This window comes from Martinezella sp. CNPSo 3957 (assembly GCF_057784395.1).
The window spans coordinates 377,548-392,011 of the sequence record NZ_JBXSOU010000003.1 but is presented as its reverse complement, the minus strand read 5'-3'; the positions used below and the strand labels follow the sequence as shown (position 1 = coordinate 392,011).

Below are 14,464 nucleotides of genomic sequence, written 5' to 3'. Positions count from 1 at the left end.
CGCGATGGCCGGACCCACGGATACCGCAGTTGATCTCTCCCAAGCGCTGGTTGTCGCGCCGATACCGATGGGACATTGGCTCGTCATTTCGCCGATCGTCTTGTGCATCGGGCTCGGCGCGCTTCTTCTGATGCTGCGCAATCGCACCGAATGGCAGGCGGCGGTCGCCATTCCAGGCCTTGTGCTGTTGGTTCTGATCGATGCCGCCTTGCTCTATAGGGTCGTCAGCGCCGGCGCCGTGACCATGGTCATGGGACGATGGCTGCCGCCCTTCGGCATTGCCTTCACCGTCGATATTTTCGGCGCCCTCATGGCTCTGGCGGCGGCGCTCGTCGCGCTTGCGGCCAGTTTCTATTCGCTCGGCGAAATGACCGTAAGTGGTCGGCGATATGGTTTCTTTCCATTCCTGATGCTGCTGCTTGCCGGCGTCAGCGGCGCCTTTCTGACAGGCGACGTCTTCAATCTCTACGTATGGTTCGAGGTGCTCCTGATCTCTTCCTTCGGCCTACTGATCCTCGGCTCGGAGCCGGAGCAGATCGACGGCGCGCTGAAATATGCCGTATTGAACCTCATCGCGACCACGCTCTTCCTCGTTTCCGTGGGTTATCTCTACGCTGTTTTCGGCACGCTCAACATGGCCGATATCGCGGTGAAGGTGAGGGCGGGTGACAGCAACGCGCCGCTGATGACGCTCGCCGGCCTGTTCCTGCTGGCTTTCGGCATGAAGGCCGCCGCCTTCCCGGTCAATTTCTGGCTTCCGGCCTCCTACCACACCCCGCGCATCACCGTTTCGGCTTTGTTTGCCGGCTTGCTGACCAAGGTCGGCATCTATGCGCTGATCCGGATTCTGGTCATGCTGCTGCCTGTCGAGCGGGCGGGGCTCGGCCCGCTTGTCACGATCATCGCCATCGTGACCATGCTTGTCGGGGTGATGGGCGCGCTGGGTGCAAATGATATCCGCCGAATGCTGGGCTACATCGTCATATCCGGCATCGGCACGATGCTGGCGGGCGTGGCTCTCGGCAGCGTCGACGGTCTCAGCGGAACGATCTTCTACGCCTTGCATTCGATGGTGTTGATGACGGCGCTTTACCTGATTGCCGGGCAGGCGGCGCATTTCGGCGGAGGCTTTTCATTGACAGTTCTTGGCGGCCTCTATCGCCAAAACGGCTGGTTTGCCGGCCTCTCGCTGGTCCTGTTCCTCGCCATCAGCGGCCTGCCGCCATTTTCGGGCTTCTGGCCTAAGGTCGTACTCGTCAAGGCGGCGTTTGCGGCAGGGGTCTGGTGGCTCGCCGCGGCAATCCTTCTGGTTGGATTCCTGACGACCATCGTTTTTGGGCGGGTGTTTCTGCTTGCCTATTGGCGTCCTGCCCCAGCCAGCGCCACGGCAGAGCGGATGAAATGGCATGCCACACTGCCGCTTCTTGGTCTGACCCTGCTTGTCGTGGGCTTCGGCTTGTTTCCGGAATGGCTCCTGCATCTGACGCATGCGGCCGCTCTCGGCCTCGATCAGCCGACGGCCTACCTGCAATCCGTCTTTCCGGCGGGAGGCGCTCAATGATCCTGTTTATCTTCAACCTGCTGCTTGCCATTGTTTGGGTGGCCATCACTGGCAGCGCCTCTTTCCTCAACCTCCTGTTCGGCTTCGCCCTTGCGGCAGTTGCCCTGTCGATCGTCCGGGCGTCCTATGGAGGCGGACTCTATCTGGGCCGGGTGCGCAAGATAATTTCGCTGTTGCTGCTGTTTCTAGGTGAGCTTGCCAAATCGGCCTGGGCGGTCGCTGTGGCGGTCATGAGCCCGAAGATGGACGTGAAGCCCGGGATCTTTGCATTTCCGCTGACGGTCGATCGCGATTTCGAAATTACCCTGCTTGCCAATCTGATCACACTGACGCCCGGCACCCTATCCGTCGATGTTTCCGACGACCATAAGATACTCTACGTGCACGCGCTTGATTGCTCCGATCCGGAGGCCATCCGGCGCAGTATCGCGGATGGTTTCGAACGCCGGATCATGGAGGCTTTCCGATGATCGCCGCATCCGTTGTTTCGGCCGGTGCCATGGTGGCGCTCGGCATTCTGAGCATGGCGTTCCTGTTGACCGTCTATCGTGTCGTAGCCGGCCCGACATTGCCGGACAGGGTCCTGGCACTCGACATGTTGGTCGCGATCGTCATCGGCTTCATCGCTGTCATTGCCATCAAGACCGGGTTCACGCTGTATATCGATATCGCCATTTCGCTTGGTCTTGTCGGCTTTCTCGCCACCGTCGCCTTCGCGCGGTTTATCCTGACGCAGGCACCATCGAATGCGGCCGAACGAATCGGCGCCGGGCAGAATGCCGACGTCATTGCTGAGCGCGGAAAGATACGAAAACATAAGCGAAAGAAGGGAGGCCGATAGTGGATATGCTTTGGGCCGTCATAGTAACGGCGCTTCTACTTTCGGGTGCGTTGTTCTCGCTTATCGCGGCGATTGGCATCGTGCGCCTCCCCGATCTCTACAGTCGCATGCATGCGGCGTCGAAGGCGGGCACCGTCGGCTCCGGCCTGTTGCTGCTTGCCGTCGGCATCCACTCGCAGGACATGTCTATTCTGGCGCGGGCATTGGCCGGGTTTGTTTTTTTCATCTTGACGGCGCCCATTGCGGCGCATCTTCTCGCGCGTGCGGCACACAAGGCAGGCCATCGGCTAACGCCGCCTTCGGTACGGGATGAACTCCTCGCAAGAGAGCAAATCGCAGTACGAGGGTATAGAAAAAAGGGCTAACAAACGCGGAAATTGTTCTATTAGGAATAACTTTTCGCGTTATTAGTTACCTGCTTTTTAATAGATGAATTTTTTGCAAAGAAATGTAGGGATTAAAAACTGGACATTTGGGTAAAGAGTGCTAATTCAGATTCAAGTAGAGTTCTGATGTTAAGTTAGTCTCGACCGGGTTTAAGCTCTCGATGCTTTTATCTTTCTTTGATGAAACGCTGGGCAAAACTTTCTTCCGGTAAGCGATTAAAGATCGCTATCGCGGGTCACTAATTCTAACGTCAGGCGGCAAGGGGCGGTTTTCTCTCGCATGAGGTCTAGGGGTGGATTTCATGTTCGTGGGAAATTTGGCTTTATCCACCGTTTTCTTGCTGTCGACTGCTACGAATACGAGCAGTGCGTTCGCGCGGATTGCTCGGCGCTGGTACATAGAGAAATCAACAGATTTCATTAGCCAGGCGCAAATCATATAGCAACGTTGCGCCGCGTGCTCTCCGGAGGCGTGGACGCAGCAGGCAAGCCGATGAACAGGAGAACACAATGACAGATGCGGCCCTCGGCAACGGGCAGGAGTTACTGGTTGAACTGACTGCCGACATTGTTGCGGCCTATGTCAGCAACCATGTCGTACCGGTCAGCGACCTTCCGAATTTGATTTCCGACGTACATTCCGCCTTGAGCAGCACCTCGGCTCCGGCACCTGCCGTAACCGTGGTCGAAAAGCAGAAGCCGGCCGTATCCGTTCGTAAATCCGTACAGGATGACCAGATTACCTGCCTCGAATGCGGTGGCAGCTTCAAGTCTCTGAAGCGCCATCTCATGACTCATCACGGCCTCTCGCCGGAAGAATATCGTGAAAAATGGGATCTCGCCGCCGATTACCCGATGGTAGCACCGGCTTATGCGGAAGCCCGTTCACGCCTTGCAAAGGAAATGGGCCTGGGCCAGCGCCGTAAGCGCGGCGCCCGCTAAGGGCTTCATGACAGGCTGAAGATAACCCGGCTTTCGAGCCGGGTTATCCATAAGGATTGCTGAAATCCGATCTATGCTGCGGTCCTGACCCGAGCCTCTTCGCGAATACGCTTAATCATCGAGCGCAATCCATTGGCGCGCTGCGAGGAGAGATGCTCCACCAGGCCGATCTTGCCGAAGACGTCGAGTGCGTCGAGAGCGGCGATTTCCGAAGCCGGCTTTCCGGAATAGGTTGCAAGCACGATCGCCACCAGCCCCCGCACGATATGCGCGTCTGAATCGCCTTCAAAGGTCAATATCGGATTGTCCGGATCGCCCGACGCATGCGTGACGAGCCAAACCTGGCTTGCGCAACCCTGGACCTTGTTTTCAAGCGTCCGCTTTTCCTCCGGCAGATCAGGCAAAGCCTTGCCGAGTTCGATCACAAAGCGATAGCGGTCCTCCCATTCGTCCAGGAAGGAAAAGTCTTCGATGATCTTGTCGAGCGGTATCATTGCAGCAGTCCAAATTGTCCGTTGCCTTGGATATAGGCGAAACCATGCGTGATTTGAACCCGGGACAAGAAAGAACGCCGCTGACCCTAAAAGGTCCGCGGCGCAGAAGTTGGGGCCAATGGAAGAAATGTCAGATATGTGGGCGCGGCATCGGCAGCGGAATGGAGGACGGCAGCTTGACCGTGCCGGTCACGACGACATCGGCCGTTTCGGTGCCGGGAATGCGCTTGGCCGGCATCGGCTGGGCCATGGCAGCGACCTGATCGGTGTTAGCGTGAGGCGCCGCGACATTGGCTTCGGCGGCAGACTGCTGATCCTTGAAGTGGCGGCCGAGCATATCGTAGGCGACGCGGGCGCCGTCGCTAACCTGATAGCCGAGGGCCGTCAGGGTTTCGCCGCCCTTGGCACAGACATCCGGCTTCTCATTGCACATGGCGCCGACATATTGCACGACACCGGAGGCGGCTGAAATCGCATCGGAAACCTGTAGCGTCGTTTCGCCGGCCGGCCGGGGAGCACCCTCGGGCTTTGCAAAGATCGGCAGGAACATGAGAACCAGCGAAAACCAGAACCCTGCTCTAATCAGAAACCACATCGCCTAGCCCATCCTCTCTGTCGGTCGGCTCGATCGCCGATTCGGACTTGCCCGCCCGATCTGGTTCGAACCTACTCGGCAGAGGACAACAGCGCTTTTCAAAACTCGGCAGCATTTTCTGCAATTTTGATTCAAATTTTAGCTTTCCGACTTTGAAGAACACTTTGGTTCAAATTGTAGCAATTGATGTTAAGCATGTCTCGCCCGATGCCTTTGATATGCAGGGCTTTGCGACGGCCGGCCTCGTCACAAAAGTTAACGCGCAGCTGAAATATGAATAAAATCCGTTGCTTACCTGCTGTTAACCACAAAAAGCAAAGGTCGCTCGTTCTGCGCCAAAACGGGATTTTGAAGGCTTTTCGGCCGCCCGGCCCGTTCCTTCTTTATTCTTTCCTTAAGCCGGCGGGGCCTATTGTGCAGTCCGATAAGTGACCGTTTTGACGGGTTGTAGCGTGCGCGTATTGAGTGACATTTCTGTCGGGGCTGAAGCTCTCGTGGACCGGGTAGGCCGAAGCTGGCTCTCCCGGACGAGCGGGAATGGTGAAGTCCGTGGACAGGAACTGGCGATCCTGCGCCGGCTCGCGCTCGCCTCTTCCGTTGCGCTGTTTGCTGTTCCGGCCGGCCTTTCCTTTATCACCAGTCCCGCCGTGGCGTTGCCTGCCGGTGTGGCCACAGTCTGCGCGGCCTTCCTCTTCTCGGCCGTCGGCAGCATCGCGCTGTCGCGCCAGCGGCCCGAATCTCGTCCTGCGGAGGCCGTTGTCGTCGAGCACCGCGACCTGATGCTAGAGTCGGCCTTCGGTCTCGTCCTGCTGTTCGATTCCCAAGGCAATGTGACCACGGTCGGCGGTCGGGACCGTGCAGAATTCCTGAGCTGGATGCGCGATCCCACAGGGCGTGGTTTCGTCGAGCAGATTCATGTCTCGGACAGAATCGTCTTCCTGCAGGCAATCGATGTGCTGCGCCAGGGCAGGGATGCCCATGGCGCCGACTTGCGGCTGGAGCGCTCCGCGGTCGTGGGTGGCGATCAGCAGTTCGTTCATGTGCGGATGGAATTGAGTGCACGCCGCGATGCCGAAGGGCATCTGACGGCGATCATCGGGCAATTGCGCGATATCTCGCAGGACCAGCAGCTTCGCGATGACGCGGCGCGCAAGGCAGCCGAAGCGGAATCCGCCAACGACGCCAAGTCACGCTTCCTCGCTGCCGTCAGCCACGAGCTGCGCACGCCGCTCAACGCCATCCTGGGCTTCTCCGATATTCTGAGTGGCGAATATTTTGGCAAATTGGAAAATGACCGCCAGCGCGAATATGTCGGCTTGATCCGCCAGTCGGGCGCCCATCTTCTGTCGGTCGTCAACACCATGCTCGACATGAGCAAGATCGAGGCTGGCCGCTACGAACTGCTGCTCGAATCCTTCGCGATCGAGGACACCATTGCGACGTGCGAAGCAATGCTGGGGCTGCAGGCGAAGGAGAAGGGGTTGACGCTGACAAGCCGTATCCAGCGCGGTCTCGGCGAGATCGTCGCTGACCAGCGGGCGATCCAGCAGATCCTCATCAACCTCGTCGGCAACGCCATCAAGTTTACTGATGCCGGCGGCGCGATCACCATTGACGCGGCCATAGCCGATGGCATGCTGAAATTGTCGATCGGAGACACGGGCATCGGCATTGCCAGCGAGCGCCTTGCCTCGCTCGGCCAGCCCTTCGTGCAGATCCAGAACGATTACACCCGTCGTTACGCCGGCACCGGCCTCGGCCTGTCGCTGGTCAAGGGCCTCGTCGGCCTGCACGGCGGAAACTTCTCGATTGCCAGCGCGCCGGGCGAAGGCACGGTCATTACCGTCCTCATTCCGTTCGACGGCTCCGGTGCCGTGACGATGCAGCAGCCTGTGGATGTCAATCGGCCTGTCGATTTTCCGCCGCGCCTGAAACATACTGTGGAGATAGATGAAGGGCGAAACAAGGAACTGATGAATGGCTCCGCAAAAGCGAAAATCGCCTAAGGGAAGAGGAAGGGGCAAGCGCAAGCAGCCCGGCCTCGCTTCCCGTGGTGCGGTTGCCCTTGGCAGCCTGAGCCTGCGCGGCAGCACCGCGCTGGGCGGCCTTGGCCTTCGCGGTGCGGGCGCGCTCGCCGCTCTGATCGGCAGTGCAGTCGGCCGTCATCCCGCCATTGCCGGCGGCGTTGCGCTCTTCTTCGGGGTTTTCGGTTTCGTTACCGCCAATGCGCTCTGGTATCAGACGGGCGCGCATCCATCGCCCATATTGCGGACCCGTGATCCGGCGTCTCCCTATCAGATCCCCGGCCGCAAATCCTTCCTGCATGCACAGCAGGCCGACACAGGCAATGTCACCACCTTTCGGATCGAGCGGCAGGATTCGGCGTCCGATCTCGCCCCGTCGTCGTCAACCGGCCAGGTCGCAGCGCAATCGCCCAGCACGCCATCGAAACTCATTGCCGATATCCAGGGCGAACTTATCCGACACGGCCTCTACGACGGCGCGGTTGATGGAAAGCCGGGATCGCGCACGACATCGGCTATCCTTTTCTTCCAGGAGGCCTCGGGCCTCTCACAGACCGGCACGCCGACGCCGGAACTTCTCGCCGCCCTCAAGGCCAGCAATGCCGCCAACGCCCAGGCTGCCAGCTACAGAACGAATACGACAGCTGTTGTTCCCGCCGCACGCCCCGTCAATATTTCCGCTACGGCGGATGCGATCGACCCGGTTGCCGCCGCCATCCAGAATGCCGAGAAGAACATTAAGACCGGCGCCGTCGCGACCAAGGCGACGCCGAGCGATGCGGTCAACACGGTCAATATAGTCATGCAGATCCAGAAGGGCCTGAGCAACATCGCCTACAGCAACGTCAGCATCGACGGTGTTGCCGGAGAGCAGACGAAGGCAGCTATCCGGCGGTTCCAAAAGCACTATCGCTTGCCGGAGACCGGCGAGCCGAACATGGCGGTCCTCAAGAAGCTGCAGGATATCGGCGCGCTTTGAGCGTGTCGTCCGAACGCTTATCCCTCGAGTTGGTACAATCGGGTAGGGGACGGCTTCGATTGCCTTGGCGGCCCCCCGTCGTTATAGCTCCCCTATGAGATTGCGCAGCGACATCTTTGTTTCGGCTCTTGTCCGCCGCTTGTTCGCCAGGGGCGATTTTGCTGCCGTGGAGCGCAAGGGCGAGGAGCAGGCAGGCACGATCTTCATCCGCCAGCGTTTCCGCGACGGATTAGAGACCCTCTACGCGCCGGCACCGCAGAGCCTCTTCGATGAGGAGGAGAGCGGCACGCGGCTTTTCGAAATCCGCGTCGACCGCAGGGAGCCGCAAGAAATCCGCGAAACCCTTGATCGCGAGTTGAAGTTCGATCCCGATTTGTGGATCGTCGAGCTTGAGACGGACGATATCGGCGATATCGTCCCCTTGGCCGGTTTCCGCGCCAATCCGTTGGATTGAGCCGTCCTTATCGACGGTTCGCCACGCGTAACGCGCGTGTGGACGCCGAATTCGGCCCGAACAGCGGTGTTGCAGGACGCTGGGAAGGCTTTTCCTGTGGCAGGTAGGTGTAGCTGTCGGCGCGGCGCCAGGCCTCGACGCGCGCCTGACTTTCTTCCGCATCGATATCATCGAGCACCAGCCATGCCCGGCTGACGCTGCCATGCCGTTCGGCCAGGTGCGGATAGAAGCGCTCGAGCGAATAGACGGCATCGGCGATACCCATGCCGAGGCTGACGAGTGTGACGGCGAGTTGCTGCCCCGAAGTGTCGAGCAGGATGCGTTCGGCGAGCCAATAGCTCGAGGAGAGGGCATCGGCGAGCGTCGTTGCGAATTGCACCGCATCGCGCTCGCGCGCAAAGCGGACGAGGAGTGCCTCCTGCGTCTCGCTGAGGCTGCGCAGACCGAGCCGGTCGCTGTCGTCGCGGCTCAGATGGCGCGCAGCCTGTTTGATCTGCTGGCGCAGGATTTCCTCACGCGATTGCCGTTCGGTTTCCGACGCCTGGGCCTGCGATGAAACCATATCAACTGGCTGCTCCGCCACTGTCATACCGCGTTCCGGTTCGGCCTGATGCAGACCGACGAGCGCGTCTATGACTTTCGGGGACAGGGACGCGCGGCGGACGATCGCGCGCACATGGGCGGCCCCTTGCGTGCGGGCAATGGTGATGAGCGTATCGTCATCAATCGCTTGCGAGCTTGTCAGGAAGGGCGCGGCGATCGCGATCGGCTGACAGCCGATGAACAGGGCAACGGCCTGCGGCACTGTTTCGCATTGGGAAAGGGCGGCAACGGCCTGTCGCTTCGCTTCGTCGGAGGATGCCTGGAAAACGGGGGTGAAAAGCTCGGCGAACTGTCGAAGCTCCGATTTAGACGGATGGCCCATGCCCTCGAAGCTGGTGATCGTCGCCATCAGAACCACGTCCTTCTTGCGGACAGTCGCAGGCTCTTCAAGGTCTCGAAACCGATCACGCACGCCAACACCCATACTGATACGCCGAACAAAAAAGCAGGGAGCCCCAAGATCGACCATGGCTTCCGCTTCAATTCACTCCAGTCGAACCTGACGACTCTTTCGATAAAGAGGGCATCCTCGGCAATGACTGTCGAAACGGGTATGGACACGGTCGTCCTTATCTGGCTTTCGCGAAAGACTAAGGCCGGCAGGGTTAATGGTTCGTGAAAACTTTATTAAAATCCGAATAAAAATTGCGCGTTAAGCTTGCGCGAGGAGCGCAGCGGCATTTTGTCCGTATGGACGGCAGTTTGGGCGCAAGCGGGCCTGTGGAAAACCTTTCTCGGCATAGGCGCCCACAGGCAAATTCAACCTATGGGTGTTTCCAGTGCGGAGATAGTCAAAAGCGACGTCACCCGCTGCAAAAGCGGAGATCCGGCCTATCGATACCGATGGGATTCTTTAGATGCCCTTATGCTCGCGCAAGGCCGCGAGCAGCTTTTCCGAGGTGTTGTAGCCGGATTGAAAAAGGCCGATTGCCGCTGTGGCCGCGAACTGGGCTTCCGTACTTTTAATATCGATCCGCTTTTCCAAGCACCACCCGTCCAGCGCATTACGCAGGACCGTGACATCCTCCGGCGAAAAGACGGAACTGCCCGTCGCAAACATTGATTGCCCTCGAATTTCAATTCTTACATTACGTTAATTTTTCGTGGGCGCAAATAATATTTGTGTGACGCTTTTTTGCAACGCGATGCCTCTCGTTCTATTGCGTGGAAGCTTATCGTCGCGGTTAAGTATTTGATATTATTAGACTTTATACGGAAGTCGGTTGTTGGAATTTTTCCGCTGGTAATGAAACCAAAACTGTCGCCGAAGCGTTAATAGGGCATGTCGAACGATACCGGAAATGACACGCGACGAGAATTAGCATTCTGTTAACTGCGATATGTATGAATTCCGATTGACAGCAGCCATTAGCAGAATGTGATCGAGTGTAAAGACAGCATGGGAGCCAAAAATTGGTGCTCATGCCACGGTGTAAGCGAAATGCCGTGAGAAGGCGTAGATGCCTCCATCGAAGCCCCTAGCAGAGAGGCTGGATGGAGGGAAGCGCTAGCCCGCTTCAGCAGCGGGCAGGGTGAAATCCAGTCGCAGGTTCATCCGTCTCGAGACGTTAATGGAGACGAGAATGGCAAAGATCATATCTCTTTCGGATTGGCGTTTGCGTCTGCCGCCGCGCGCCCAGAAGGAACCGGTGGAGGCGAGAATACTCTTGTTCACCGGCGTGCGTTACGAACATCTTGATACGCCAACGCATCGTCCCGGCGCGGGACCGAAGCGGGCAAAAGGGAAATAATCACTTCAAACGAGCAAGTGCGCAGTACATTCGCGCGCACTTGCCGGCCGCGGCCGCAATCAGCTGTTCCGCGCTCATACCGGCAGCTATCCCGGATCAACCTAGCTCCAGCCGCTTAATTGGCGGCCTGCGGTTCCAAGAATATCTCAGCCCCAGCAATATCTCAGCCATTGTCGAATTCATCGCATCCGGCCTGTGAGAGAAATTCCCGCGCCGCATCGTCGAAGCTTGCCTGCGGCGCCATCGTGCGTAGGACCGCATAGCCTTGAGACCGCGGCACTTCCACCAGGATCGATTGGGCAAGGGTGGGCGGTAGTGCCTTGCGTATGCCCGTCAGCTGAACGGGGGATGCAAGCAGCAGGTCGAGCGCTCCGCCGACCGATGTGCGATCGCTCATGCTGAACACTTCATTGGATGCCGCGTCATAGATGGCAAGCGACCAGAACGGCACCTTGCCCTTCGCTGTCAGGTGAACGGGCGTATCCTCGATGTCGAAAGCGCAGACGGCCGTACGGATGTAGGGATCGGTATTGGAAAGTCCCGCGTCATCGTCCTTGTTGTCGAGCATATAGAAATGGTTCTCGTCGCCTTCGTCCGACACACGCGTATAGGCGTCACGATCGGAGAAGTGCGGCAGCGACAGAATGATGATGATATGCAGCAGTACCGCACCGAATAGGCCGGTCAGGATCGCGAAGACGAATCTAAACATTGCCGCACCCGATCTTCTCGAGTTTCGGCATGCCGAGGTCAATCAGGCCGGAATTGCTGGCCGCCGGCGAATCCAGAAGCGTCCATACCAGACGGAAATTCCCGGCCGTGGGCAAGGCAAGCCAGTTGCCCGCCTGCGCAGAGGATGAAACGGTGATGTTGAAGGTCGAATCCGGCTTGCGCAGCACCACCCAGGAATTGATGGTGGAGGGGCGGCCGGCAGCATCCTCGATCGGCCGGCCGTCATTGCCGGCGATGAAAAGGGTCCATAGCCTCGCCGGCGGCGTCTGGCCGCTGATGCGGTAGGTACAGCTCGCCGTCAATCTCGCGCCGCCATCGTCGTCGGAGGCGGTAAACACAAGCCCTTCGGCGGTGCCATAGAGCAGCCGCCCGGCACGCGCTCTATGGGATTTCGCATAAGGGTCCGCATCCGCCGTCTGCATTTCGGGGAAAGCCTGCCAGGCGCCAAGCTTGATCGCGCCGAAGCCGGAGGTGGCATCCAGCGCCAGAAGCGTGAACACGATCCCGCCGCCAAAGGCGATGACAAGCGAAAGCGCAACAAGAAGGGGAACTCGGAACACCCTGGGATCGTCCTCGTGACAAATCAGTGCCGATTTATTCCTGATTCTGGCGGTAGGGGGAAGGGCAAGCCACTATTTACGGCTGTCTTGAGAGCAATGGCGAAGATCGGGAATAGCAGCGGACATACAAAACATCAGCCTCCGTCCTTCAGTTCGACGGCGGATTTGCCACTGTCATCTGCGTCGCGCCGCGGCGCATTTTCTGGGGAAACTGGTCATTCAGGCGCCGTCGTGTTGCGATGCTCCGCCGTCGCCACCTTCTGCGCCCCGAGCGGCGTCGCGGCCTTCAGCCTCTCGCCGATATCGCGCAGGATGCTCGTGGAGTCGACCGAAAGCGAGCGCGGACGCACCAATGGCGGCAGGCCGTTATTGGCAGGGTCGGCGGGCTTCTTGGCCGCAACCGTTTGTGGTTTCTGTACAGGGAAGGGGTTGGCGATGCCGGGGATCGGCTTCAGCACGATGCCCTGATTGGCGTAATCCATGATCTTCTTGAAGGTCATGGCCGGCAGAGTGCCGCCCGTCATGTTGTTGGTGGAGGTATAGTCGTCGTTGCCGAACCAGACGGCGCAGGTGTAATTGCCCGTAAAGCCGATGAACCAGGCGTCGCGATAGGCCTGGGTGGTACCGGTCTTGCCGCCGACCACGATGCCATTGTCGAGGGCTGCCTTCCGGCCGGTGCCGATCACCGGAACCTGCGTTAGCATCTGGTTCATGTAGGACGTGGCTTTTTCGCTGAGAACCCGTTTTGCAGGGAACTCGTCGTGACTGAAATCGTAGAGCACCTTGCCGTCATAGCCGGTGATCTGCTCGATGCCGTGACGCCGCGACTGCATGCCGTTGGCCGGGAAGACGGCATAGGCGGTCGCCTGGTCGAGAACGGTCACTTCCGATGTGCCGATCGGAATGGTCTTGTCGTTGCGGATCGGCGTCTCGACGCCCATGGCCTTGGCCATGTTGCGGATCGGCTGAATGCCGAATTTCTCCTTGGCGAGCCGTACGGGGATGGTGTTGATCGACTGCGTCAGCGCCTGGGTGAGCGTCACCTTGCCTTCGTAGCGGTTCTCGTAATTATGCGGGCTCCAATTGCCCCAGCTGATCGGCGCATCGACGATGGTGGATGCCGGCGTCATGCCATTCTCCATCGCCACTGAGTAGGTATAGATCTTGAAGGATGAACCGGGCTGGCGCAGCGCCTTGGTCGCGCGGTTGAACTGGCTTTCGCCGTAGTCGCTGCCGCCGACCATGGCGCGCAGAGCGCCGCCGTTTTCGATGACGACGGAAGCGCCCTGTTTGGCCTTATAGCGCTCGCCGAACTCCATCAGACTGGATTGAACCGAATCCTCTGCCGCCTTCTGCAGCCCCATATCGATGGTGGTGCGCACGATTAGCGAGCGTTCGGGGAAACGCGTGGCAAGCCGCTGCACTTCATCGAAGGCCCAATCGAGGAAATAATCCGGGGATTCGATCTGGGCGCGGTCGACCACCGAAGCCGGGTTGCGCCGCGCGGCGACGACCTGTCCCTCGGTCATAAGCCCGCTCTGCACGAGATTGGACAGCACGTCGTTGGCGCGGGCACGCGCCGCCGGCAGGTTAACATGCGGCGCATATTTCGCCGGCGCCTTGAAGAGGCCGGCGAGCATTGCAGCTTCGGCCAGATTGACGTCGGTGATGCTCTTGCCGAAATAGAATTGCGCCGCCGCCGCTGCGCCGAAGGTGCCGCCGCCCATATAGGTGCGGTCGAGATAGAGGCTCAGGATCTCCTTCTTGGAGAGATTGGCCTCGAGCCAGATCGCCAGGAAGGCTTCCTTGACCTTGCGTTCGATGGAGCGCTCGTTGCTGAGGAAGATGTTCTTGGCAAGCTGCTGCGTCAGCGTCGAACCGCCTTGGACGACACCACCGGCTTGCGCATTGACGGTCACCGCGCGGAACAGGCCGATCACATCGATGCCGAAATGGTCGAAGAAGCGCCGGTCCTCGGTCGCCAGCACCGCCTTGATGAAATAATCCGGCAGCTGGTCGACCGGCACGGAATTTTCGTGAATGATGCCGCGATGGCCGATGACATTGCCGTAGCGGTCGAGGAAGGTGACGGCGAAATTGCCGCGGTTGCGCCAGTCGCCCTGGGTGGCCTCGAAGGCCGGCATGGCGAGCATCAGCATGACAACGGAGCCGGCGGTCCCCAGCGTCAGGCCCTCACCGAGCAATTCGAAAAAGATACGTTTCCAGCCGCGAACGCGGAAGCGGCGGAAGAAGATGGTGATCTCTTCCCATGCCTGGGCGAGACCGAAGCCGGCATTCCATAAAGTGGAATCGATCCATGAATCGAGGCGCAAGAAGAAATAGCGCTTTCGACGCCGTGGCTTTTCGGCCCCGTTATCCCTAGGCGTCTCGGGCTCTCTGTTCGGCCCGTTTTCTGGATTGGATGGGTCTTCCACGCTCTACTTCCCGACCACATTACTGCTGCGTGTCTCCTTGTGGCACACGCAAAGCCCATTATCTCATAGAACGGCTAATTGAATAATTGGTTGATTTAGAGAAAAGA

16 protein-coding genes are annotated in these 14,464 nt (G+C 59.1%); 9 read left to right on the top strand and 7 right to left on the bottom strand.

Features of this window, described 5'->3' with window-relative positions:
- Positions 1-4: 4 nt before the first annotated feature.
- The 5 genes from AC13QE_RS10340 to AC13QE_RS10320 all read left to right on the top strand — a co-directional run bounded on the left by AC13QE_RS10340 (position 5) and on the right by AC13QE_RS10320 (position 3,730).
- Positions 5-1,561, top strand: a complete 1,557-nt coding sequence (locus AC13QE_RS10340) for a Na+/H+ antiporter subunit D (RefSeq protein WP_488483564.1) — start codon at positions 5-7, stop codon at positions 1,559-1,561.
- A complete protein-coding gene (locus tag AC13QE_RS10335) occupies positions 1,558-2,031 on the top strand; it encodes a Na+/H+ antiporter subunit E (RefSeq protein ID WP_488483563.1) in 474 nt (157 codons plus the stop codon). Before AC13QE_RS10340 ends, AC13QE_RS10335 begins: the two co-directional genes overlap by 4 nt.
- The gene (locus tag AC13QE_RS10330; protein ID WP_488483562.1) at positions 2,028-2,402 is read left to right on the top strand and encodes a cation:proton antiporter; all 375 of its coding nucleotides are present in this window, start codon (positions 2,028-2,030) and stop codon (positions 2,400-2,402) included. Before AC13QE_RS10335 ends, AC13QE_RS10330 begins: the two co-directional genes overlap by 4 nt.
- 5 nt (positions 2,403-2,407) lie before the next feature.
- Positions 2,408-2,767 (top strand): monovalent cation/H(+) antiporter subunit G, encoded by a 360-nt coding sequence (gene mnhG / locus AC13QE_RS10325; protein WP_488483738.1) that lies wholly within the window; start codon positions 2,408-2,410, stop codon positions 2,765-2,767.
- 531 nt (positions 2,768-3,298) lie between these two features.
- Entirely contained in the window at positions 3,299-3,730 is a 432-nt protein-coding gene (locus AC13QE_RS10320; RefSeq protein WP_015339209.1) for a Ros/MucR family transcriptional regulator, read from the top strand.
- 71 nt (positions 3,731-3,801) lie between these two features.
- Here the strand turns inward: AC13QE_RS10320 and AC13QE_RS10315 are convergent, their stop codons facing one another.
- Both AC13QE_RS10315 and AC13QE_RS10310 read right to left on the bottom strand, forming a co-directional pair.
- Positions 3,802-4,224, bottom strand: a complete 423-nt coding sequence (locus AC13QE_RS10315; protein ID WP_132716139.1) for a SufE family protein — start codon at positions 4,222-4,224, stop codon at positions 3,802-3,804.
- Positions 4,225-4,354: 130 nt separating this feature from the next.
- The gene (locus AC13QE_RS10310) at positions 4,355-4,819 is read right to left on the bottom strand and encodes a DUF5330 domain-containing protein (RefSeq protein ID WP_488483561.1); all 465 of its coding nucleotides are present in this window, start codon (positions 4,817-4,819) and stop codon (positions 4,355-4,357) included.
- 452 nt (positions 4,820-5,271) lie between these two features.
- Here AC13QE_RS10310 and AC13QE_RS10305 point away from each other — a divergent pair, with 452 nt between their 5' ends.
- The 3 genes from AC13QE_RS10305 (at position 5,272) to AC13QE_RS10295 (ending at position 8,276) form a co-directional block, all read left to right on the top strand.
- Positions 5,272-6,825, top strand: a complete 1,554-nt coding sequence (locus tag AC13QE_RS10305) for a sensor histidine kinase (protein ID WP_488483560.1) — start codon at positions 5,272-5,274, stop codon at positions 6,823-6,825.
- Positions 6,797-7,822 (top strand): peptidoglycan-binding domain-containing protein, encoded by a 1,026-nt coding sequence (locus AC13QE_RS10300; protein WP_488483559.1) that lies wholly within the window; start codon positions 6,797-6,799, stop codon positions 7,820-7,822. Before AC13QE_RS10305 ends, AC13QE_RS10300 begins: the two co-directional genes overlap by 29 nt.
- A gap of 94 nt (positions 7,823-7,916) precedes the next feature.
- Positions 7,917-8,276, top strand: coding sequence for a DUF1491 family protein (locus AC13QE_RS10295; RefSeq protein WP_488483558.1), 360 nt, complete (start codon positions 7,917-7,919; stop codon positions 8,274-8,276).
- A gap of 7 nt (positions 8,277-8,283) precedes the next feature.
- On the opposite strand, the gene AC13QE_RS10290 is transcribed toward AC13QE_RS10295, so the two are convergent.
- Both AC13QE_RS10290 and AC13QE_RS10285 read right to left on the bottom strand, forming a co-directional pair.
- Positions 8,284-9,303, bottom strand: coding sequence for a DUF2336 domain-containing protein (locus AC13QE_RS10290; protein ID WP_132716143.1), 1,020 nt, complete (start codon positions 9,301-9,303; stop codon positions 8,284-8,286).
- 429 nt (positions 9,304-9,732) lie between these two features.
- Complete coding sequence (locus tag AC13QE_RS10285) at positions 9,733-9,939, bottom strand: hypothetical protein (protein WP_015339216.1); 207 nt, start codon at positions 9,937-9,939, stop codon at positions 9,733-9,735.
- A gap of 523 nt (positions 9,940-10,462) precedes the next feature.
- Between AC13QE_RS10285 and AC13QE_RS10280 the strand changes: the two genes are divergently transcribed.
- Positions 10,463-10,630: a hypothetical protein gene (locus AC13QE_RS10280; RefSeq protein WP_015339217.1), complete on the top strand. Its 168-nt coding sequence runs from the start codon at positions 10,463-10,465 to the stop codon at positions 10,628-10,630.
- Between the two features lie 163 nt (positions 10,631-10,793).
- Here AC13QE_RS10280 and AC13QE_RS10275 read toward each other — a convergent pair whose 3' ends face one another.
- The 3 genes from AC13QE_RS10275 to AC13QE_RS10265 form a co-directional block, all read right to left on the bottom strand.
- On the bottom strand, positions 10,794-11,342 hold the full coding sequence (locus AC13QE_RS10275; protein WP_488483557.1) for a DUF1254 domain-containing protein: 549 nt from the start codon (positions 11,340-11,342) through the stop codon (positions 10,794-10,796).
- A complete protein-coding gene (locus AC13QE_RS10270) occupies positions 11,335-11,922 on the bottom strand; it encodes a DUF1214 domain-containing protein (protein ID WP_488483556.1) in 588 nt (195 codons plus the stop codon). The genes AC13QE_RS10275 and AC13QE_RS10270 overlap by 8 nt, the downstream gene beginning before the upstream one ends.
- 215 nt (positions 11,923-12,137) lie before the next feature.
- The gene (locus AC13QE_RS10265) at positions 12,138-14,357 is read right to left on the bottom strand and encodes a transglycosylase domain-containing protein (protein ID WP_488483555.1); all 2,220 of its coding nucleotides are present in this window, start codon (positions 14,355-14,357) and stop codon (positions 12,138-12,140) included.
- Between the last annotated feature and the right edge of the window lie 107 nt (positions 14,358-14,464).

Bases quoted from the DNA above. Each gene is read 5' to 3' on its own strand.
- mnhG (WP_488483738.1), top strand. From the start codon at position 2,408: ATGCTTTGGGCCGTCATAGTAACGGCGCTTCTACTTTCGGGTGCGTTG.
- AC13QE_RS10320 (WP_015339209.1), top strand. From the start codon at position 3,299: ATGACAGATGCGGCCCTCGGCAACGGGCAGGAGTTACTGGTTGAACTG.
- AC13QE_RS10295 (WP_488483558.1), top strand. From the start codon at position 7,917: ATGAGATTGCGCAGCGACATCTTTGTTTCGGCTCTTGTCCGCCGCTTG.
- AC13QE_RS10330 (WP_488483562.1), top strand. From the start codon at position 2,028: ATGATCGCCGCATCCGTTGTTTCGGCCGGTGCCATGGTGGCGCTCGGC.
- AC13QE_RS10290 (WP_132716143.1), bottom strand. From the start codon at position 9,303: ATGGGTGTTGGCGTGCGTGATCGGTTTCGAGACCTTGAAGAGCCTGCG.
- AC13QE_RS10335 (WP_488483563.1), top strand. From the start codon at position 1,558: ATGATCCTGTTTATCTTCAACCTGCTGCTTGCCATTGTTTGGGTGGCC.
- AC13QE_RS10310 (WP_488483561.1), bottom strand. From the start codon at position 4,819: ATGTGGTTTCTGATTAGAGCAGGGTTCTGGTTTTCGCTGGTTCTCATG.
- AC13QE_RS10300 (WP_488483559.1), top strand. From the start codon at position 6,797: ATGGCTCCGCAAAAGCGAAAATCGCCTAAGGGAAGAGGAAGGGGCAAG.
- AC13QE_RS10315 (WP_132716139.1), bottom strand. From the start codon at position 4,224: ATGATACCGCTCGACAAGATCATCGAAGACTTTTCCTTCCTGGACGAA.
- AC13QE_RS10280 (WP_015339217.1), top strand. From the start codon at position 10,463: ATGGCAAAGATCATATCTCTTTCGGATTGGCGTTTGCGTCTGCCGCCG.
- AC13QE_RS10285 (WP_015339216.1), bottom strand. From the start codon at position 9,939: ATGTTTGCGACGGGCAGTTCCGTCTTTTCGCCGGAGGATGTCACGGTC.
- AC13QE_RS10340 (WP_488483564.1), top strand. From the start codon at position 5: ATGGCCGGACCCACGGATACCGCAGTTGATCTCTCCCAAGCGCTGGTT.
- AC13QE_RS10275 (WP_488483557.1), bottom strand. From the start codon at position 11,342: ATGTTTAGATTCGTCTTCGCGATCCTGACCGGCCTATTCGGTGCGGTA.